We start from the raw sequence: 15669 nt of genomic DNA on the forward strand, positions 1-15669 counted from the left end.
GGTCCTAGGATCGAGGCATGACCAGCATCAGTCTTCCCTCCGGCTCCACCATCCCTCAGCTCGGCTTCGGCACCTACAGGACCCGTGACACGGCAGCAGCAGTCACCGAGGCGCTGCGCGCGGGCTACCGCCACGTGGACACCGCCCAGATGTACGCCAACGAGGCCGGCGTCGCCGCCGGGCTGCGGGCCTCCGGTCTGCCGCGCGAGGAAGTGTTCGTCACCACGAAGCTGCGCAACGATCGCCACCGTCCCGAGGATGTCCGTCCCAGCCTGGAGGGCTCGCTGCAGGAGCTCGGCCTGGAGCAGGTGGACCTGTTCCTCATCCACTGGCCGCTGCCCACCCTCTACGGCGGCGACTTCGTCTCCACCTGGGAGGCGATGATCGAGCTGGCCGAGGCGGGGCTGACCCGTGAGATCGGAGTCTCCAACTTCCAGACGCACCACCTGGACCGGCTCGTCGAGGACACCGGCGTGGTGCCCGCGGTGAACCAGATCGAGGTCCACCCCTATTTCACCAACGACGCCGTCCGCGCCCGCTGCGCCGAGCTGGGCACGGCCGTGCAGGCCTGGAGCCCGCTGGGCCGCGGGGATGAGTTCGCGGACCCGGTGATCGCCGACGTCGCCGGCGCCCACGGAGTGTCCCCGGCCAGGGCGATCCTGCGCTGGCACGTGCAGCGCGGAGACGTGGTGATCCCCAAGACCGACAGCCCGGATCGGATGCGGGACAACGGCGACCTCTTCGGCTTCACTCTCTCGGAGCAGGAGATGGCGGCGCTCACCGGTCTGGACAAGGGTGAGTCCGGGCGCCGCGGAGGGCACCCGGACTCGTTCGAGGGATGACCAGTCCCGCCTCAGGGGACCCGGTGGCCTGCGGCGCGCAGCAGTTCGTACCACTCCGGGCGGGTCAGCGGGATCTCGGAGCCCGATGCGGCCTCAGCGACCCGGTCCGCCCGGGTGGTGCCCAGCACCACCTGCATGCGTGCGGGGTGGCGGGTGATCCAGGCGGTGGCGATCGCCGTCGGGGTCACCGCGTACTTGTGCGCCAGCCGGTCCAGCACGGCGTTGAGCTCCGGGTACTGCGTGGAGCCGATGAACACGCCGTGCGGCGACTGATACGGGGACCATGCCTGCAGCGTGATGCCGTTGATCCGGCAGTACTCCACGATCCCTTCCCCGTTGGGTGAGACGGCCGAGGTCTGGCCGACGGTGTTGGCCATGATCCCTTCGGCCAGGATGGCAGCGTGCGAGATGGACAGCTGCACCTGGTTGACCACCACGGGCTGGGTCACGGCCGTGCGCAGCAGCTCGATCTGCGCCGGGGTGTGGTTGGAGACCCCGAAGTGCCGCACCTTCCCGGTGGAGGCCAGGTGGTCGAACGCGCGGGCCACCTCCTCCGGCTCCACGAGGATGTCCGGGCGGTGCAGCAGGAGGATGTCGATGTAGTCGGTCTGCAGGGAACGCAGCGACTCTTCCGCCGAGCTGACGATGTGCTCATAGGAGAAGTCGTAGTACGGGCCGTCCTTGACGATCCCGGCCTTGGTCTGGAGGGTGATCTCTTCCCGCTCAGCCTGGCTCAGCCGCATCGCCTCCGCGAACCGCCGTTCGCACCCATGGGTGGTCAGCCCTGTGCTGTAGATGTCCGCGTGGTCGAAGAAGTCGACGCCGGCCTCACGCGCCGCGGTGACGAGTTCGCGGATCTCCTCATCGGTCTTCTCCGCGATCCTCATCAGGCCGAGTGTGACGCTGGGGGCCGTGATGTCGGTCTGTGCGATCTGCTGTGTGCGCATGGTCACAACCCTATCGCGGCCCCTGGTCAGCGGGGTCACAGACGCGCAGGGTCCTCCGGCATGCCGTCGCGGAAGGCGCTCTGCCGAGTGTGTCGATGCGCTTCGCGCAACGTCTCCAGCTGGGCCTGAGCATCCCCGATCAGCTCGGTGAACACGGCCGCCTCCACGCCCAGCTCCTCGGCATGCTCCCGGCAGACCAGCCACCCGTGGAGCTTGCCGGTCACCGCGCTGGACATCAGTTCGCACTCCAGCAGCAGCGCGGTGGGCGAGCGGCGCAGCGGGGCCCGCCCGTAGGGCTTGAGCCGGGCGACCTTCTCCCCCATCCAGGCCAGCGAGGCCGAAGGGCCCGGACGGGGGAATCCCTGGCGGAGCATGAGGCCCTGCAGGAAGGCGTGCTCACGACGGATCGCACCGGCCACCTCGGAGATCTGTGGGAAGACCGGCGTGTCCTGATACGCCTCCGCCATCGCCTCGATCCGCTTGACCCCTGCTGTGGCGCCCGTGAGGTGATCGGCCAGGTACTGGCGCAGCAGGCCGGCGTCGACCGACCCGGTGAGCCGGTGACCGGCGTGCGGCAGAGCGGGACTCTCCGGCTCCGGACCGGAGCGGGGCCTCAGGGGAGGCGAGGCCACACCGTCGCCGGAGATCATGCCCTGCAGGACGCTCTCCACAGCCTCGGCCGCACTGCGCAGCGGGCGCCAGCCCAGTTCCTGCCGGGCGCGCGTCGTGTCCAGCACCGGGGCGCGCAGGCTCAGATCCAACCAGCCTTCGTCAGCGGGCACCACCCCCGCACGATGGGCGACGCGCAGGGCCGAGCGCACAGGCTTGGCCGGGACCGTCACAGCCCTGCCTCGTCCTGCGGAGAACACCTTCGCCAGCTGGTGAGCGTCCAGCAGGTCGTCGGCGGCGAGGTTGAAGGGCCCCTCAGCTCCACGGATCACCGCCTCGGCGACGGCCGACGCCACGTCGGCGGCATGCACGGCGTGGAGCCGCAGACCGGCCGGCAGGAGGACAAGCGGCGGACGGACCGCCCCGAGCACCTGCACCGGCGCCCATCGTCCGGCGAAATATCGCTGGATCTCCGAACCCGCACAGCCCTGGAAGACCAGGCCCGGACGCAGGCGGGCCAGCGATACGTCAGGATGTGCCCTCTCGAACTCGTCCATGACGCGTTCCTGAGCTGATTTGTCCTCGCTGTAGTGCGAGCCGGGGATGCCGTCGGTCGGCCAGTCCTCGGCCCGGGGATCGTCGTCCTCCACCGGCGAGTAGGCGCCCACCGAGGAGGCCACGGCGACACGCCGGACCCCCGCGGCGGCTGCCGCCTCCAGCACGTGACGGGTGCCGTCGACGTTGACCCGGCGCAGCAGCTCCCGCTCCGTGTTCGGTTGGACGAGCCATGCCAGATGGACGACGGCGTCGACGTCGGCGAAGCTCTCGGTCAGGGCGGCCACCGACTCGGGGAACTGGACGTCGATCGTGGCCCATTCGGGAGAGGCATAAGGATCGACGTCGGTGTCGGGGAGGCGGCGGGCGATGCCCACCACGGAGGTGACCTCCTGACGGTGATGCAGCTCTCGGAGCACGGCCGAGCCTACGTTCCCGGTGGCTCCCACGACGGCGATGTGCACGGGGTCCACCTTCGATCCGGCGGTGCTGTGCTGGCTCAGCACGCTGTGCGGTCACATAAGGTGGTCTTCCACCAGACCATGCCTGCCGCCGGGGCACAAGGGGTGGTCAGAGGAGCAGGTTCACCGCACCGACGGCGGTGAGCACCAGCACCAGCCGGTCGAAGAGCCGCTGGGAGATGCGCACGGCGATCCACCGTCCGATGAAGGCCCCGATGACGACCAGCGGCACCAGCATCCCCGCGATCGCCAGCACCTGCAGGTTCAGCAGGCCCAGGCCCACCTGGAACGGCAGCTTCGACAGGTTGACCGCGAAGAAGAAGTACGCCGTGGTGCCGAGGAAGGTCTTCACCGGCAGGCGCATGGCGAGCAGGTACATGCTCATCACCGGTCCCCCGGCGTTGGCGACCATGGTGGTGAACCCGCCCAGCCAGCCGTAGCCGTAGGCGGCCGTCCTGCCCAGCTCCGCGGCGTCGGCGGCTGATCGACGCCGCCACAGGGTGAAGGCCAGCAGCGCCAGCAGGATGGCACCGATCACTCGCCGGACGACGACGTCGGAGGACAGCCCCAGGAACACGGCGCCCACCAGCAAACCCACCAGCACGGCCGGGACCAGGCGTCGCAGGGTGCCCCAGTCGACGTCGCGCCGATACATCCAGACCGCGAAGAGGTCACCCACCAGCAGCAGGACCAGCAGGGCTGCGGTGGACTCACGGGCCGGCATCGTGGCGGCGAAGATCGCCACCGCCAGGGTGGTTGCACCGGGCACCGCCGTCTTGGACAGGCCGACGATGAGCGCGCCGACGGCGAGCATCGCCCACCCGAGAAGGTCGAGGTCGATCACCGTGACAGCCTAATGCGCCGCCGGCCGGAGTCGGGACGGCGCACCTTGCCAGCTGTGGGATGTCGTCGTTGCATGGATCCATGACAGTGCAGAGAGTGACACCCATCTTCACGGTGGACGACCTGCCCTCAGCCGTCCAGGAGCACCGGGCCGTGCTGGGTCTGGAGCTCGTGATGGACCTGGGCTGGATCGCATTCCTCGCCGACGGCGCCGGGGCCCAGATCGGACTGATGACGCAGGACGCCTCCGCGCCGGTGAACCCGCAGGCGTCGGTGTTCGTCGATGACGTGGAGGATGCCTACCAGCGGGCTCAGGAGGCGGGGCTCGAGATCGTCCATCCGCTCTCGGCCGAGGCCTGGGGTGTGCGCCGCTTCTTCTACCGCGACAGCTCCGGCACGGTGGTCAACGTGGGCATGCATCTGTGACCGGTCAGCGCTGAGGGTCGATCATGGTCATTCCGGCCTGCGGGGCACGGTCCATGTCGGGTAGGGCGGCGGCGGCCTGGTCGAGCCCGATGGTCCGAGCGATGAGCCGCTCCGGGTCCAGCCGGCCGTCGGCGATCATCGCCAGCATCTCCGGGTAGGCGCCAGCGGCCATGCCATGGCTGCCCAGGACGTCCAGCTCCCAGGCGATGACCCGATCCATGGGCACCCGTGGGTGCCCGGATGCCGCAGGCAGCAGTCCGATCTGCACATGCCGGCCCTGACGCCGAAGACTATGGATCGCATCCGCGCAGGTCTGCTCTGAGCCCACGGCGTCGACGGCGACGTCGGCCCCGCCGCCGGTGAGCTCCGAGACGCCATCTGGAATGCCCTCGTCCTTCCCTGGCGCCCCCGGGCCCTGCGGGGCCAGGATGGTATGCGCAGCACCCAGACTGCGGGCCAGATCGAGCGCCGCCTGACTGCGATCCACCGCGATCACCTCCGCGCCGAGCGCACGTCCGATCATCACCGCACTGAGCCCGACGCCGCCGGCGCCGATCACCGCCAGCGTCTCGCCCCTGCTGATCCGGGCCCTGCCGACAAGTCCTCGATACGCGGTGGCGAATCGACAGCCGAGACTCGCCGCGGCCTGTGAGCTCACTCCGTCCGGGATGGCGACGAGGTTGGCGTCCGCGGCGTGCAAGACGACCTGTTCGGCGAAGGAGCCCCAATGCGTGAATCCCGGCTGCTCCTGGTGGGGGCAGACCTGCGGCTCCCCCTGACAGCACCAGCGGCACCGGCCGCAGCCGCACACGAACGGCGCCGTGACACGGTCCCCGGGGTGCCACTTCTCCACACCGGCGCCGACCGCCTGGATGATCCCCGCCAGCTCATGACCCGGCACATGCGGCCAGGCGATGTCCTCATGCCCCGCCCAAGCATGCCAGTCGCTGCGGCACAGGCCGGTGGCCTCCACACTCACGACGACGCCGCCGTCCGGGGCGTCCGGGGCGGGTACCTCCCGCACCTCAGGGTGGGCACGGATCTCCTCGATGACGACTGCTCGCATGGGAAGAAGCATGGCACGGTTCGGTGCTTGAGCTCGATGGATGTGTCACAGGCGCGTCGTAGGGTCCTGGTGAACGTAGAGAATCGGCTCGGACGGTGGGCTCGGAGGTCGGGTCCCGCCGCTCCGGGATGTGTCAGAGGGTGCAGGAAGACTCAGCAGCACCAGGAGGAAACGGTGGAGGATCCCCGCGACTGGGCAGCCGGGGAGGGCACCCTGGCAGGGGCGGTAGGGGCAGTAGGGGCAGCAGAGACGTCAGAGGAGGTGGATAGCGTGGCAGACATGGAGGACCAGGACGGGGCGAACCACCACCCAGACCAGCACAGCCAGCACAGCCAGCACAGCGACGACGGTGCTGCTGCTGACGCTGGCGCCGTGTTCTGGCCCGCCCGAGCCGCGCACCTGGCCCAAGAACCAGAACTCTCCGAAGCCCGAGCACTGATCATCACCACCCGCCAGACCGAAGCCCAAGCCCTGACCAACCTGCTGGACTACCAAGACCGCCGAGCCCGAGAAGCCCACACCGCCGGGCTGGACCATCACACCCGCCGCGCGATCTTCGACGCCGCCACCGGTGACGCCGCCACCACCCTGGGAGTCAGTGAACAGGTCGCCTCCGGGATGCTCACCGCCGCCCGCACCGCCCGCCGACAGCTTCCTGCCACCTGGAAGGCCTACACCGCTGGGGTCATCGACACCGCCCGACTGCGCGCGATCACCACCACCGCCACCACCCTGATCCAGGCCGCGCACTGTGAAGACTTCGACACCGCGGCCGCCGCAGCGGCAACCCGGATGACCCTCGGTGAGCTGCGAGCCTGGCTGCGCCGCTACACCGCCACCCTGGACCCCGCCCAATACGAGAAGGACTGCCAGACCGCCCGGGCGGATCGATGGGTACGCCTCCAACACGACGACCACGCGATGAGCTACCTCGAGGCCCGTCTGCCCACAGTGGCGGCCACCGCGATCGCGAACCGACTCCGCGCAGTCGCCCGCGGCCACCAGCACCACAGGATCCCCGCCCCCGCAGACACCCACACCCACACCGACACGCACTGCACCACCGGATCCTGCACCACCGGATCCTGCACCACCGGCCGGGACAGCCCCACAGGCGGGGAGAGCTCGCAGGCCACCAGCGCCCAGCCGGTGCTGCCTGTCGAACACCCCGAGCTGCCCCCGATCACCGACCAGACTGGCCCCGCCGCTGGTCCGATCACCAGCGACCTCGTTCCCGTCCAGGTCCAGGACGGCCCTGAGGTCCTTCCCGGTGAGACCCCTGCCCCTGGAGACTCCGACCGCCTCGAAACCCCCACAGCCCCCACAGCCGACACAGCCGACACAGCTGACACAGCTGAGTCGCGGGATTGTCGGACTCTGGCTCAGTTGGAGGCTGACCTGTTCGCCGCCTGGCTGCTGGACGGTCGGGTCGAGGGCGCCCCGGTGGAGGCGAAGATCGCGGTGATGATCCCTGAGACCACCCTGACCGGACACAGCGACGCTCCGGGCATCAGTGCCGACCGGAACTGGGTGATCCCAGCCAGCGATGCCCGCCACCTCGCCGGTGATCCCCGCACCTGCCACGACTGGTACCACGCCACCACACCCGCCACCACCAGCCCGACCCAGCCCAGCCCGATCCAGCCCAGCCCGATCCAGCCCAGTGCAGAAGACGCATCCCCGGACATCCTCTCGATCACCTATACCGGTCGCTACGCGCCTGCCCGGCTGCGCGATGCCATCATCTTCCGCGATGGGGTCTGCCAGGCGCCGGGGTGCATTATCCCGGCGCAGCGCTGCGATCTCGACCACCGGCTCCCCTACCCGGCAGGCCCCACCAGCGGGACCAACCTCCAGGCCCTGTGCCGCAGGCACCACCGGATCAAGTCCCACGGACTGCTCAGCACAGAGGACCAGCCCACACCACCGAAGCCAACAGCGTCACAGAATCCCCCGGCGTCGCCACCTCCGCCAACAGCACCCCCGCCAACAACATCGTCGCCACCTCGAACCCGCCGGTCCCAGCACAGACCCCCACCCCTGACACGCCTGAGCTGGAACACCCTGCGCGCGATGTCCCGTGGTCCTGACCCTCACCGTCGCACCGCGCCCCATGCGCTCTTCAAACTCCTCCACGCCGAAGAACGCACCCGCGACCGCGACCACCCCTGACACACCGCACCACCACCCACACCACTTCGGCACGAACCACCAGCTGAGGACGGCACCCACCCAGGTGCCGCCCTCAGCGCACCCGCGCCACAGCTAGGCTGTCTCCATGGGTGACTTCCGCCGTCAGAGCGACATCGACTATCTCCCCCTGCTCGCCGATCTGCAGCGGGAGTTCCATGCGCACCTGCTCGTCGCCGGCCCTGACGCAGCGGTGCCTGCCTGTGGCCCGTGGAGGGTCCGGGACCTCACCGAGCATCTCTGTGACGTCTACGTGTGGGCCGCAGGTATGGCGCAGGGCCACGCCTCAACCCCGGACGAGGAACAGTCTGTGGATCATCCCCAGGATCTCGCCGCGCGTTACCGGACGTGTGCCGATCACCTGCACAGCACGCTCACTCGCCTCAGCCCCGATGCTCCCGCCCGAATCTTCGGAGGCGATGGGACGGCGTCGTTCTGGCATCGTCGTCAGCTGCACGAGACCCTGATCCACGTCCACGATCTCGCTGAGGCTTTGGATGCGGCCCCACCCCAAGCAGCGCCTGAGGTCTGGGCTGTCGGAATCGACGAGGTCATCACCGTCATGCATCCCCGTCAGCTGCGATTGGATCGTGCGGATCCTCCGTCGTCTCCGGTCCTGATCACGGCGGAAGACGCCCAAGCCAGCACCACGTTTTTGGCCTATAACCCGGACCATGCCCGCAGACGCAGAAGACCCGGCCGCGGAGATCCGCGGCCGGGCTCAGGAGGTCGATCTTCTGCTGTGGGGGCGCCGTGACCTCTCGAACTCATCCGTCGAGGTGCGAGGCGATCCCGCGCCTGTGCAGCAGCTGTAGGATCAGCCGATCACTCCGTGACGTCGATGATGATCTTCCCGGAGCCGGCGCCGGACTGGTTGTGCGTCATCGCCTCGGCCGCCTGTTCCAGGGGGAAATGCCGGTCGATCTCCACGCTCAGGGAGCCATCCGCGACCTTCGCCAAGAGCTCCCCCAGCTTCGGGCCATCGGGACGCACCCACACCCAGCGACCGCCGTGTTCCTCCACGGCGGGGTCCGCGATCGAGACGTGGCGACCGCCTTCGGCCAGCACGGCCAGCGTCTGCTCAAGCACTCCCCCAGCGAAGTCGGCCACGGCCGTGACGCCTTGGGGCGCCAGGTCCCGGACGCGCTCCTCGAGCCCTTCGCCGTAGGTCAGCGGCTCCACGCCCAGCGCCCGGAGCTTCTCGTGGTTCCGCTCCGAGGCGGTGCCGAGAACCCGGGCACCGGAAACTGAGGCCAGTTGGGCCGCGAGATGACCCACACCCCCGGATGCGCCGTGGATCAGCAGCGTGTCGTCCCCGGAGAGGCGCAGGGTCTCCAGGGAGCGCAGCGCGGTGAGACCCGCCAACGGCAGGCCTGCGGCCTCATCGAAGGAGACGCCCTCGGGCACACGCGCCACGGAGGCGGCCGGCACAGCCACACGTTCGGCATAGGTTCCGCCGTGGACGACGTCCTTGCGGGCGTAGGACGACACTCGGTCTCCTGGCGAGAACTCGGGGACGTCGGGACCCACCGCTTCCACCACCCCGGAGACGTCCCAGCCCGGAATCACGGGGAACACGGCGTCAAGCAAGGCGTCGAGCCCGCCGGCCATGAGCTTCCAGTCCACGGGATTGACCGCGGCGCGCTCCACCGCGATCAGCACCGCGCCGGGGCCGAGCTTCGGGGTCGGCTGCTCGGTGAGCTGCAGAGTGTCAGGGGAACCGTACTCGGTATATGTCATCGCACGCATGGTGGCGAAAACTGTCCCAGCCCCGCACGCATTCCCACTGTTCGCCCTCAGATGAGCTGCCTGACGCCGGCCGAGGCCCGGACGAACCCGCAGGCTTTGAACAGAGCACGGTCCTGAGAGTCAGCGAAGTCGGCGAAGAGCCGCCTGTGGCCCGCCTCTCGTGCCATCTCCGCGGCCTGCTGCACCAGCGTCTCCCCCAGGCGGTGATGCTCGGGATCCAGGAGAAGCTCCAGGACGACGGCGTCCTGGTCCTGGTCTCCGATCATCCGTACGAACCCCACCAGCCGGCCTGAAACCGTCGCGGTCACCCAGCTCTCCCGGCCGTCGGCGCTGCGCGGAGACCATCCCGAGGCGGTCCCATCCGGGTGCACGCGGGCGCGCAGGCCCTCGAGCGCCTCAGCATCGAGCTCTCCGCCCACCTGAAGGTCGGGCGCGGAGGCCGAGTCTCCGTCCCGCCGCCGACGACGGCGCCCGGCCCTGCGCTCAGACCGATTCCTGGCGAAGGCCCCACCCAGGGAGGCGGCGATGGTGACGAAGAGTCCCACGGCCAACAGCGCGTAGAGCATGGTGAATACCTTCGCCGACGGGCTGCTCGGCGCCAGGTCCCCATAGCCGACGGTGAGGCCGCTGACCACGGAGAAGTACAGGGCATCGAGGACGGACCACCCCTCGCTGAGCGTGTAGAAGATCGTGGCGCTGAGCACGAGCATCAGCAGACTCAGCAGGGCTCCGCGAAAGACGAGGTCCTGCCACGCCGTGCGGAGGGCTGAGAGGAAGCGGGTGAGCATCAGAGTCAGTCCGAGCATGTCGGCATCCTACGCCGACACCGGCCGCCCCGGACCGGCCAGGACGCGTATGCTCAGGCCATGGAACACCAGCAGCTGAACTCCGGAACCAGCATTCCACGCATCGGGTACGGCACCGGCCGGTCGTCGAACCCGGCCAGGAACGTGGCTGCGGCCCTGCAGGCCGGCTACCGCCACATCGATACTGCCCAGATGTACGGCAACGAGGCAGGCGTCGGGGAAGGACTTCGCGCTTCGGGCGTCGCCCGTAATGACGTCTTCATCACCACCAAGCTCGACAACGGCAACCATGCGCCCGACGACGTCGACCGCAGCCTGGACGAGTCGCTGGCCCGTCTCAGCGTGGACGCCGTGGACCTGTTCCTCATCCACTGGCCGATGCCGATGCTGGAGATCGACTACGTGGACACATGGCGAGCCATGATCGCCGTCGCCGAGTCCGGACGGGCGCGAGCGATCGGCGTCTCCAACTTCGAATCCCACCATCTGGAGCGGATCATCGAGGCGACCGGCGTGTTCCCTGCCGTGGATCAGATCGAGGCGCACCCGTACTTCGCCAACGATGAGCTGCGCCGCTGGTGCTGGAATCACGGGATCGCCGTCGAAGCCTGGAGTCCGCTCGGCAAGGGCGACGATCTGACCGATCCCGCCGTCATCGAGCTCGCCGAACGGCTGGGACGCACCTCTGCCCAGGTGATCCTGCGCTGGCACCTGCAGCGCGGTGACGTGATCATCCCCAAGACGGACCATACCGAACGGATGACCAGCAATCTGGAGGTCCTCGACTGGGAGCTCGCCGCAGAGGACGTTGCCATCCTCGACGCCCTGGACCGGGGTGAGGACGGCCGCAGGACTGCGCACCCGGACCACGTACCGGCTGCGGGCTGAGCCGGATCAGTTCTCGTAGAGGATCTCCACCCGACGGTTCGCGACGTAGGTGGCGGGGTCCTCTTCATCTTCGGTGACTGCCGGCTCGGTGTCTCCCATGCCGGAGACCTCCAGCGTCAGATCGGGCCTCTCTACGCTCAGGACGTCGGCGACCGCTTCGGCTCGCCGCTCCGAGAGCTCCTGGTTGTCGAACTCCTCTCCCGTGGGGACGGAGTCGGTGTGCCCGGTGACCTGCACCTCGGCGCCCTCTGGGATCCGGTCCACCAGCTCGGCCAGGTGCTCGCCTGCACTGTCAGGCAGTTGCCAGCTGTTGATGCGGAAGAGGATGTCGGTGGACAGGGAGATCAGATTCTCCTCCGCGTCATCCACGGTGGGATCGCCCAGATGTTCGATGAACTCCTGCGCCTCGTACCGGTAGATGAAGGGGCCAGCGTCGTAGGCGTGCACGGCTTCTTCCATCTTCAGGTCTTCGGGGCGCTCCGGCGGGCCGTCGAGGGTCTCCCCCTGCTCCACCGGTGCTCCGACATGTCCGGGATGGACCGCCGCCGTCGTGCCCAGCAGGACGACCATGCCGACGGCGACCCCTACGGCGATGCGCCCGTCACGGCGGCTCATCGCTGGATCTCCACGTCCTGGAACTCCTGAACCCCGGGGACGACCGCGACGTCGACCGTGTCGATGTCATCCTCAGGAGCAGGGAAGTACGCCCAATGCGTGATGAGCTCCCCATGCTGAGCCTCGATATCACCGACTGGCGACGCCCACGCACCGGTGGCAAAGGATCCGCCGAGCCATCCGCCTCCCTGGGCGAACTGGTTCGTGGTCTGCCGCGGCACGTGCTAGGCCTTCAGATTCTCACGGTCGTTCACCACGGGCAGCAGAGTGGTGCTGCCCAGGCTGTGCAGGTTCTGGAACAGATGCACCTCGGAAGGGTCCTCGTACTCCGGCACGAAGCTCACCGTCAGCAGCATGGCGTCGTCCACCACCTCAAGGGAGTGCAGCCCCATGGTGACTTCCCCCTCGGCGAAGCTGCCCTGGATGGGGTACGTAATGGTCTGCGCCGCGTCGTCCATGGTGAGCGTGACGTCCTCGGCGGGTTCACGCGGCTCGTCGGGCGAATCCTCAGACGCCGGTTCCGGGCTCTCCTCGGACGTGGACTCGGGGCTCGCCTGCCCCGAATCGTCCTGCGGCTCACCTCCGAGCGTTCCGCATCCGGTCAGGGCCAGGACTGCAGTCAGTCCGATGATTGTGGTCAGCGATCGGGACACCATGACGACTCCTCGGAATTCACTGCAATTTGCATATGCAATACCGTATGTCGTGGTGCGTTGCGGGTCAACCCCTCCAGGGGCTCAGGATCCGAGGAACTGCCGCAGGGCTGAAGTGAAGACCTCCGGCTGAGCCGCATGGACCCAGTGACCGGCGTCCTTGATACGCAGCAGCTGCACCTGAGGGAAGAGCTCTCGCATCACGGGCCGGTGCTCGTCGGCGATGTAGTCCGAGTCGGCGCCGGCGACCCAGAGCACGGGCCCGGTGAACTGCGCGTCACCGGCGTCAGGGAAGCCGCCGATCACGTCGAGCTCGGAGCGCAGGAGCTCCAGATTGGACAGCCACCGGAACGCCCCGCCCTCACGGACCAGGCTCTGCAGCAGGAAACCGCGGGTCATCGCTTCCGGAATCGGCTCCTGGAGCTGCTCCTCGGCCTCGCGGCGTGAGCTCAGCCGGGTCACGTCGAGGGTGGCGAGGCTGTCGAGAAGATGTTCGAACTGACCCATGGATCCCCCGGAGGACACCGGAGAGATGTCCACCACCACGAGCCTGTCGATCAGCTCGGGATGACGCAGGGCCAGGACCATGGCAACCTTGCCGCCCATCGAATGCCCGACCAGATGGACGGGCCCCTCGGCCGCGACGCCGGAACTCAGCTTCGCAGCCACATGATCGGCCATCTCTGCATAGTCGATTCGCTCGGTCCACTCGGACCGCCCATGATTCGGCAGGTCCACCAGCAGGCTCCGGTGCTCCGGAGTCAGGCCCTTCGCGATCTGGGTGAAGTTCTTCCCCTGCCCGAAGAGCCCGTGCAGGAAGACCACCACAGGGCCACCCTCTCCGATCAGGGTGGTGTGCAGGCTGAGATCCGTCGAGGTGCTCACAGCCCCCAGCCTACTGGCGGCGGACTCAGGTTCCCACCGGGACCTGCGTGACGGGCCGGACGGTGTGCGACCAGGCAGTGAAGACGCCGAGCAGTCGAGTGCCCGCCGCAGCGAACGCGGCGTCGACGTCGGCACGCCAGGCATCCACCACGCCGCTGGGCACCGGCCGCGAGGAGGAGAAGGCCACCACTATGGAGGGCACACCGAGGGAGGCCAGCACCTCCAGCATCTCGCGACGCTCCTGCCCGTCAGCCTGCCAGTCGGTCTCGCTGATGAGTATGGGCGGCGGGTAGGCGACTCCGCGCTCGTCACAGGGAATCAGCAGCAAAGTGTCCTCAGCACGCAGCTTCTCGCTGAGCACCCGGTCGACGACGGCGCCGGCCACGCGCGGCGAGGTCAGGGGGACGGCGGTCCAGTCCTGGGGGAGATCCTCGACATCCATACCCCGATCCTGGCGGTCCGCCGCGGGCGGCCACCACCCCCTTCGGGCATCTGTGGAGAACCCATCCACACTTGCGCGGACCTCCGGCTGCCAGGTCGAGGTTCAGGCATCCGATGCGGCAGACTCGTCCCCATGGACGATCTGCATGTCTTTCCCGGCCCTGGTGCGCCGCACGGTCTGCGCGTGCCGGAGGCAGAGCTGGACGAACAGTTCTCCCGCGCCTCCGGCCCCGGCGGGCAAGGTGTCAACACCACAGACTCCCGCGTGCAGCTCAGCGTGGATCTCGCCACGACGACGGCACTGACCGAGGAGCAGCGTCAGCGGGCCCTCCACCGCCTCGCCTCCCGGCTCACCGGGACCATGCTGACCATCAACGCCTCGGAGCACCGGTCGCAGCGGCGCAACCGGGCCGCCGCGCGGCAGAGACTGGCCGCCCTGCTGCGCGATGCCGTGGTCCCAGAGACCCCGCGCCGGCCGACCCGCCCCACACGGGCCTCACGCCGTCGGCGGCTGGAGGCGAAACGGAGACGCTCCGAGACCAAGCAGCACCGTCGTCGCCCTCACCCCGAATGACGGCACTCTGCAAGCGCCTCAGACACCTGCGCGGCGCAGCACGGTGACGGCGAAGTCGGCGTCGTCGTGCCAGGCCCGCAGGTCCCAGGTGGCGAAGCGATGCTCGACCCACAGCCCGGCGTCGGCGGCATGCCGGTCGAATTCCTGCAGGCTCAGGTGGCGGTCCACGTGGAAGCCGAGGATCAGGAAACCCTCCCTGGTCACGCAGTCGCGGACGCTCCGCAGCACCTGGACCTCGGTCCCGGGGGCGACGAACACCATGACGTTGCCCGCCAGCAGGGCGGCATCGAAGGGTTCAGCCTCCCCCAGCATCTCCAGCGTCAGCTCGGAGAGGTCTGCCACGGCGTAGCGGGGGCCCGGGTGATCCTGCCCCGCGGCAGTGACGAGCGCGTCGTCGGCATCGACGCCGACCACCGTGTGGCCGCGGGCATGGAGCTCACCGGACAGCCGCCCGGTGCCGCAGCCGGCGTCGAGGATCCGGGCCTGCCGCGGGACCATGGCGTCCACCAGACGCGCCTCACCGACGAGGTCCTTCCCCTCGGCCGCCATGCGGCGGAAGCGGTCGATGTACCACTGCGAGTGGTCATCCCCGGTCTCGGTCACCCAGCGGGTCGGTTCAGTCATGGGCTCCACTGTACTGTCGGCGCGTACGACCATCGGGGGCAGTGCTCGGACAGGACACAGAAGTCCAGGCGACCGGCATCGCTGCAGGCAGGAGCCCTCCCGGGTTCAGGCGACGGCGGCGCGGACGATCTCTGCGATGCGACGCTCCGTCACATCGTCCAGCTCGTCGACGAACCATGCCGACGGAAGAAGCCGCCCCTCTCCTTCGCCTGCCGGAACGGGTCCGGCCTTCTCACTCACCCCGAGCGAGATCAGCTCGTCATTGCGGATGAACACCAGGACCGGGGAGCTCGCCGACTTCGCATAACCGGGCATGCCATACCAGATGCGTGGCTTCAGATCCGGCGCGGCCTCGAGGATCAGGTCATGCAGGCGGCGCATGACGGTCCGTCGGGGCTCGTCCATCGCCGCAATCTTGCTGACGACCTTCTCGTGGTTCTTCGCAGTTCTGTCCGTCATGATCATGTCCTTTCGTCAGCCGCCTCGGGCAGGCGG

The 15669-nt window shown here is 68.8% G+C and carries 20 protein-coding genes; 7 read left to right on the forward strand and 13 right to left on the reverse strand.

The features are described from left to right. The first annotated feature begins 17 nt into the window (after window positions 1-17). Complete coding sequence (locus tag SD455_RS14370; protein WP_445508510.1) at window positions 18-842, forward strand: aldo/keto reductase; 825 nt, start codon at window positions 18-20, stop codon at window positions 840-842. Between the two features lie 11 nt (window positions 843-853). Here SD455_RS14370 and SD455_RS14375 read toward each other — a convergent pair whose 3' ends face one another. The 3 genes from SD455_RS14375 to SD455_RS14385 all read right to left on the reverse strand — a co-directional run bounded on the left by SD455_RS14375 (window position 854) and on the right by SD455_RS14385 (window position 4258). Further along, window positions 854-1789: an aldo/keto reductase gene (locus tag SD455_RS14375; protein WP_445508511.1), complete on the reverse strand. Its 936-nt coding sequence runs from the start codon at window positions 1787-1789 to the stop codon at window positions 854-856. A 35-nt stretch (window positions 1790-1824) separates the two neighbouring features. Continuing rightward, a complete protein-coding gene (locus SD455_RS14380) occupies window positions 1825-3417 on the reverse strand; it encodes an NAD-dependent epimerase/dehydratase family protein (protein WP_445508512.1) in 1593 nt (530 codons plus the stop codon). A 106-nt stretch (window positions 3418-3523) separates the two neighbouring features. Beyond that, entirely contained in the window at window positions 3524-4258 is a 735-nt protein-coding gene (locus SD455_RS14385; protein ID WP_445508513.1) for a sulfite exporter TauE/SafE family protein, read from the reverse strand. A gap of 95 nt (window positions 4259-4353) precedes the next feature. On the opposite strand from SD455_RS14385, the gene SD455_RS14390 reads away from it, so the two are divergent. Continuing rightward, a complete protein-coding gene (locus SD455_RS14390; RefSeq protein WP_445508514.1) occupies window positions 4354-4683 on the forward strand; it encodes a VOC family protein in 330 nt (109 codons plus the stop codon). A gap of 4 nt (window positions 4684-4687) precedes the next feature. On the opposite strand, the gene SD455_RS14395 is transcribed toward SD455_RS14390, so the two are convergent. Then, the gene (locus tag SD455_RS14395; protein WP_445508515.1) at window positions 4688-5749 is read right to left on the reverse strand and encodes an alcohol dehydrogenase catalytic domain-containing protein; all 1062 of its coding nucleotides are present in this window, start codon (window positions 5747-5749) and stop codon (window positions 4688-4690) included. A gap of 279 nt (window positions 5750-6028) precedes the next feature. On the opposite strand from SD455_RS14395, the gene SD455_RS14400 reads away from it, so the two are divergent. The 3 genes from SD455_RS14400 to SD455_RS14410 all read left to right on the forward strand — a co-directional run bounded on the left by SD455_RS14400 (window position 6029) and on the right by SD455_RS14410 (window position 8754). Further along, entirely contained in the window at window positions 6029-7921 is a 1893-nt protein-coding gene (locus SD455_RS14400) for an HNH endonuclease signature motif containing protein (RefSeq protein WP_445508544.1), read from the forward strand. A gap of 106 nt (window positions 7922-8027) precedes the next feature. Continuing rightward, window positions 8028-8696, forward strand: coding sequence for a maleylpyruvate isomerase N-terminal domain-containing protein (locus SD455_RS14405; protein ID WP_445508516.1), 669 nt, complete (start codon window positions 8028-8030; stop codon window positions 8694-8696). Next, on the forward strand, window positions 8647-8754 hold the full coding sequence (locus SD455_RS14410; protein WP_445508545.1) for a hypothetical protein: 108 nt from the start codon (window positions 8647-8649) through the stop codon (window positions 8752-8754). Before SD455_RS14405 ends, SD455_RS14410 begins: the two co-directional genes overlap by 50 nt. A 10-nt stretch (window positions 8755-8764) precedes the next feature. Here the strand turns inward: SD455_RS14410 and SD455_RS14415 are convergent, their stop codons facing one another. Further along, entirely contained in the window at window positions 8765-9679 is a 915-nt protein-coding gene (locus tag SD455_RS14415; RefSeq protein ID WP_445508517.1) for an NADP-dependent oxidoreductase, read from the reverse strand. Between the two features lie 56 nt (window positions 9680-9735). Continuing rightward, window positions 9736-10494, reverse strand: a complete 759-nt coding sequence (locus SD455_RS14420) for a GNAT family N-acetyltransferase (protein WP_445508518.1) — start codon at window positions 10492-10494, stop codon at window positions 9736-9738. Window positions 10495-10554: 60 nt separating this feature from the next. Between SD455_RS14420 and SD455_RS14425 the strand changes: the two genes are divergently transcribed. Then, on the forward strand, window positions 10555-11382 hold the full coding sequence (locus SD455_RS14425) for an aldo/keto reductase (RefSeq protein ID WP_445508519.1): 828 nt from the start codon (window positions 10555-10557) through the stop codon (window positions 11380-11382). Between the two features lie 6 nt (window positions 11383-11388). Here SD455_RS14425 and SD455_RS14430 read toward each other — a convergent pair whose 3' ends face one another. The 5 genes from SD455_RS14430 to SD455_RS14450 form a co-directional block, all read right to left on the reverse strand. Then, the gene (locus SD455_RS14430; RefSeq protein ID WP_445508520.1) at window positions 11389-11997 is read right to left on the reverse strand and encodes an OmpA family protein; all 609 of its coding nucleotides are present in this window, start codon (window positions 11995-11997) and stop codon (window positions 11389-11391) included. After that, window positions 11994-12218: a hypothetical protein gene (locus SD455_RS14435; RefSeq protein ID WP_445508521.1), complete on the reverse strand. Its 225-nt coding sequence runs from the start codon at window positions 12216-12218 to the stop codon at window positions 11994-11996. Before SD455_RS14435 ends, SD455_RS14430 begins: the two co-directional genes overlap by 4 nt. 3 nt (window positions 12219-12221) lie before the next feature. Next, window positions 12222-12653 (reverse strand): hypothetical protein, encoded by a 432-nt coding sequence (locus SD455_RS14440; protein WP_445508522.1) that lies wholly within the window; start codon window positions 12651-12653, stop codon window positions 12222-12224. Window positions 12654-12734: 81 nt separating this feature from the next. Further along, a complete protein-coding gene (locus SD455_RS14445; protein ID WP_445508523.1) occupies window positions 12735-13535 on the reverse strand; it encodes an alpha/beta fold hydrolase in 801 nt (266 codons plus the stop codon). A 25-nt stretch (window positions 13536-13560) separates the two neighbouring features. Continuing rightward, window positions 13561-13977 carry a hypothetical protein gene (locus SD455_RS14450; RefSeq protein ID WP_445508524.1) on the reverse strand — a complete coding sequence of 139 codons (417 nt, stop codon included), beginning with the start codon at window positions 13975-13977 and terminating at the stop codon, window positions 13561-13563. A gap of 132 nt (window positions 13978-14109) precedes the next feature. On the opposite strand from SD455_RS14450, the gene arfB reads away from it, so the two are divergent. Continuing rightward, window positions 14110-14550 carry an alternative ribosome rescue aminoacyl-tRNA hydrolase ArfB gene (gene arfB / locus SD455_RS14455; protein WP_445508525.1) on the forward strand — a complete coding sequence of 147 codons (441 nt, stop codon included), beginning with the start codon at window positions 14110-14112 and terminating at the stop codon, window positions 14548-14550. An 18-nt stretch (window positions 14551-14568) separates the two neighbouring features. Here the strand turns inward: arfB and SD455_RS14460 are convergent, their stop codons facing one another. Next, window positions 14569-15174 (reverse strand): class I SAM-dependent methyltransferase, encoded by a 606-nt coding sequence (locus tag SD455_RS14460; RefSeq protein ID WP_445508526.1) that lies wholly within the window; start codon window positions 15172-15174, stop codon window positions 14569-14571. A gap of 105 nt (window positions 15175-15279) precedes the next feature. Beyond that, window positions 15280-15633, reverse strand: a complete 354-nt coding sequence (locus tag SD455_RS14465) for a DUF1801 domain-containing protein (RefSeq protein ID WP_445508527.1) — start codon at window positions 15631-15633, stop codon at window positions 15280-15282. Window positions 15634-15669 lie beyond the last annotated feature (36 nt).

This window comes from Nesterenkonia sp. K-15-9-6, from assembly GCF_052656005.1.

Excerpts from the sequence above, each read along its gene's own strand:
- SD455_RS14370 (WP_445508510.1), top strand. The coding sequence starts at position 18 with ATGACCAGCATCAGTCTTCCCTCCGGCTCCACCATCCCTCAGCTCGGC.
- SD455_RS14375 (WP_445508511.1), bottom strand. The coding sequence starts at position 1,789 with ATGCGCACACAGCAGATCGCACAGACCGACATCACGGCCCCCAGCGTC.
- SD455_RS14395 (WP_445508515.1), bottom strand. The coding sequence starts at position 5,749 with ATGCGAGCAGTCGTCATCGAGGAGATCCGTGCCCACCCTGAGGTGCGG.
- SD455_RS14400 (WP_445508544.1), top strand. The coding sequence starts at position 6,029 with ATGGAGGACCAGGACGGGGCGAACCACCACCCAGACCAGCACAGCCAG.
- SD455_RS14405 (WP_445508516.1), top strand. The coding sequence starts at position 8,028 with ATGGGTGACTTCCGCCGTCAGAGCGACATCGACTATCTCCCCCTGCTC.
- SD455_RS14415 (WP_445508517.1), bottom strand. The coding sequence starts at position 9,679 with ATGACATATACCGAGTACGGTTCCCCTGACACTCTGCAGCTCACCGAG.
- SD455_RS14420 (WP_445508518.1), bottom strand. The coding sequence starts at position 10,494 with ATGCTCGGACTGACTCTGATGCTCACCCGCTTCCTCTCAGCCCTCCGC.
- SD455_RS14425 (WP_445508519.1), top strand. The coding sequence starts at position 10,555 with ATGGAACACCAGCAGCTGAACTCCGGAACCAGCATTCCACGCATCGGG.
- SD455_RS14430 (WP_445508520.1), bottom strand. The coding sequence starts at position 11,997 with ATGAGCCGCCGTGACGGGCGCATCGCCGTAGGGGTCGCCGTCGGCATG.
- SD455_RS14440 (WP_445508522.1), bottom strand. The coding sequence starts at position 12,653 with ATGGTGTCCCGATCGCTGACCACAATCATCGGACTGACTGCAGTCCTG.
- SD455_RS14450 (WP_445508524.1), bottom strand. The coding sequence starts at position 13,977 with ATGGATGTCGAGGATCTCCCCCAGGACTGGACCGCCGTCCCCCTGACC.
- arfB (WP_445508525.1), top strand. The coding sequence starts at position 14,110 with ATGGACGATCTGCATGTCTTTCCCGGCCCTGGTGCGCCGCACGGTCTG.
- SD455_RS14460 (WP_445508526.1), bottom strand. The coding sequence starts at position 15,174 with ATGACTGAACCGACCCGCTGGGTGACCGAGACCGGGGATGACCACTCG.
- SD455_RS14465 (WP_445508527.1), bottom strand. The coding sequence starts at position 15,633 with ATGACGGACAGAACTGCGAAGAACCACGAGAAGGTCGTCAGCAAGATT.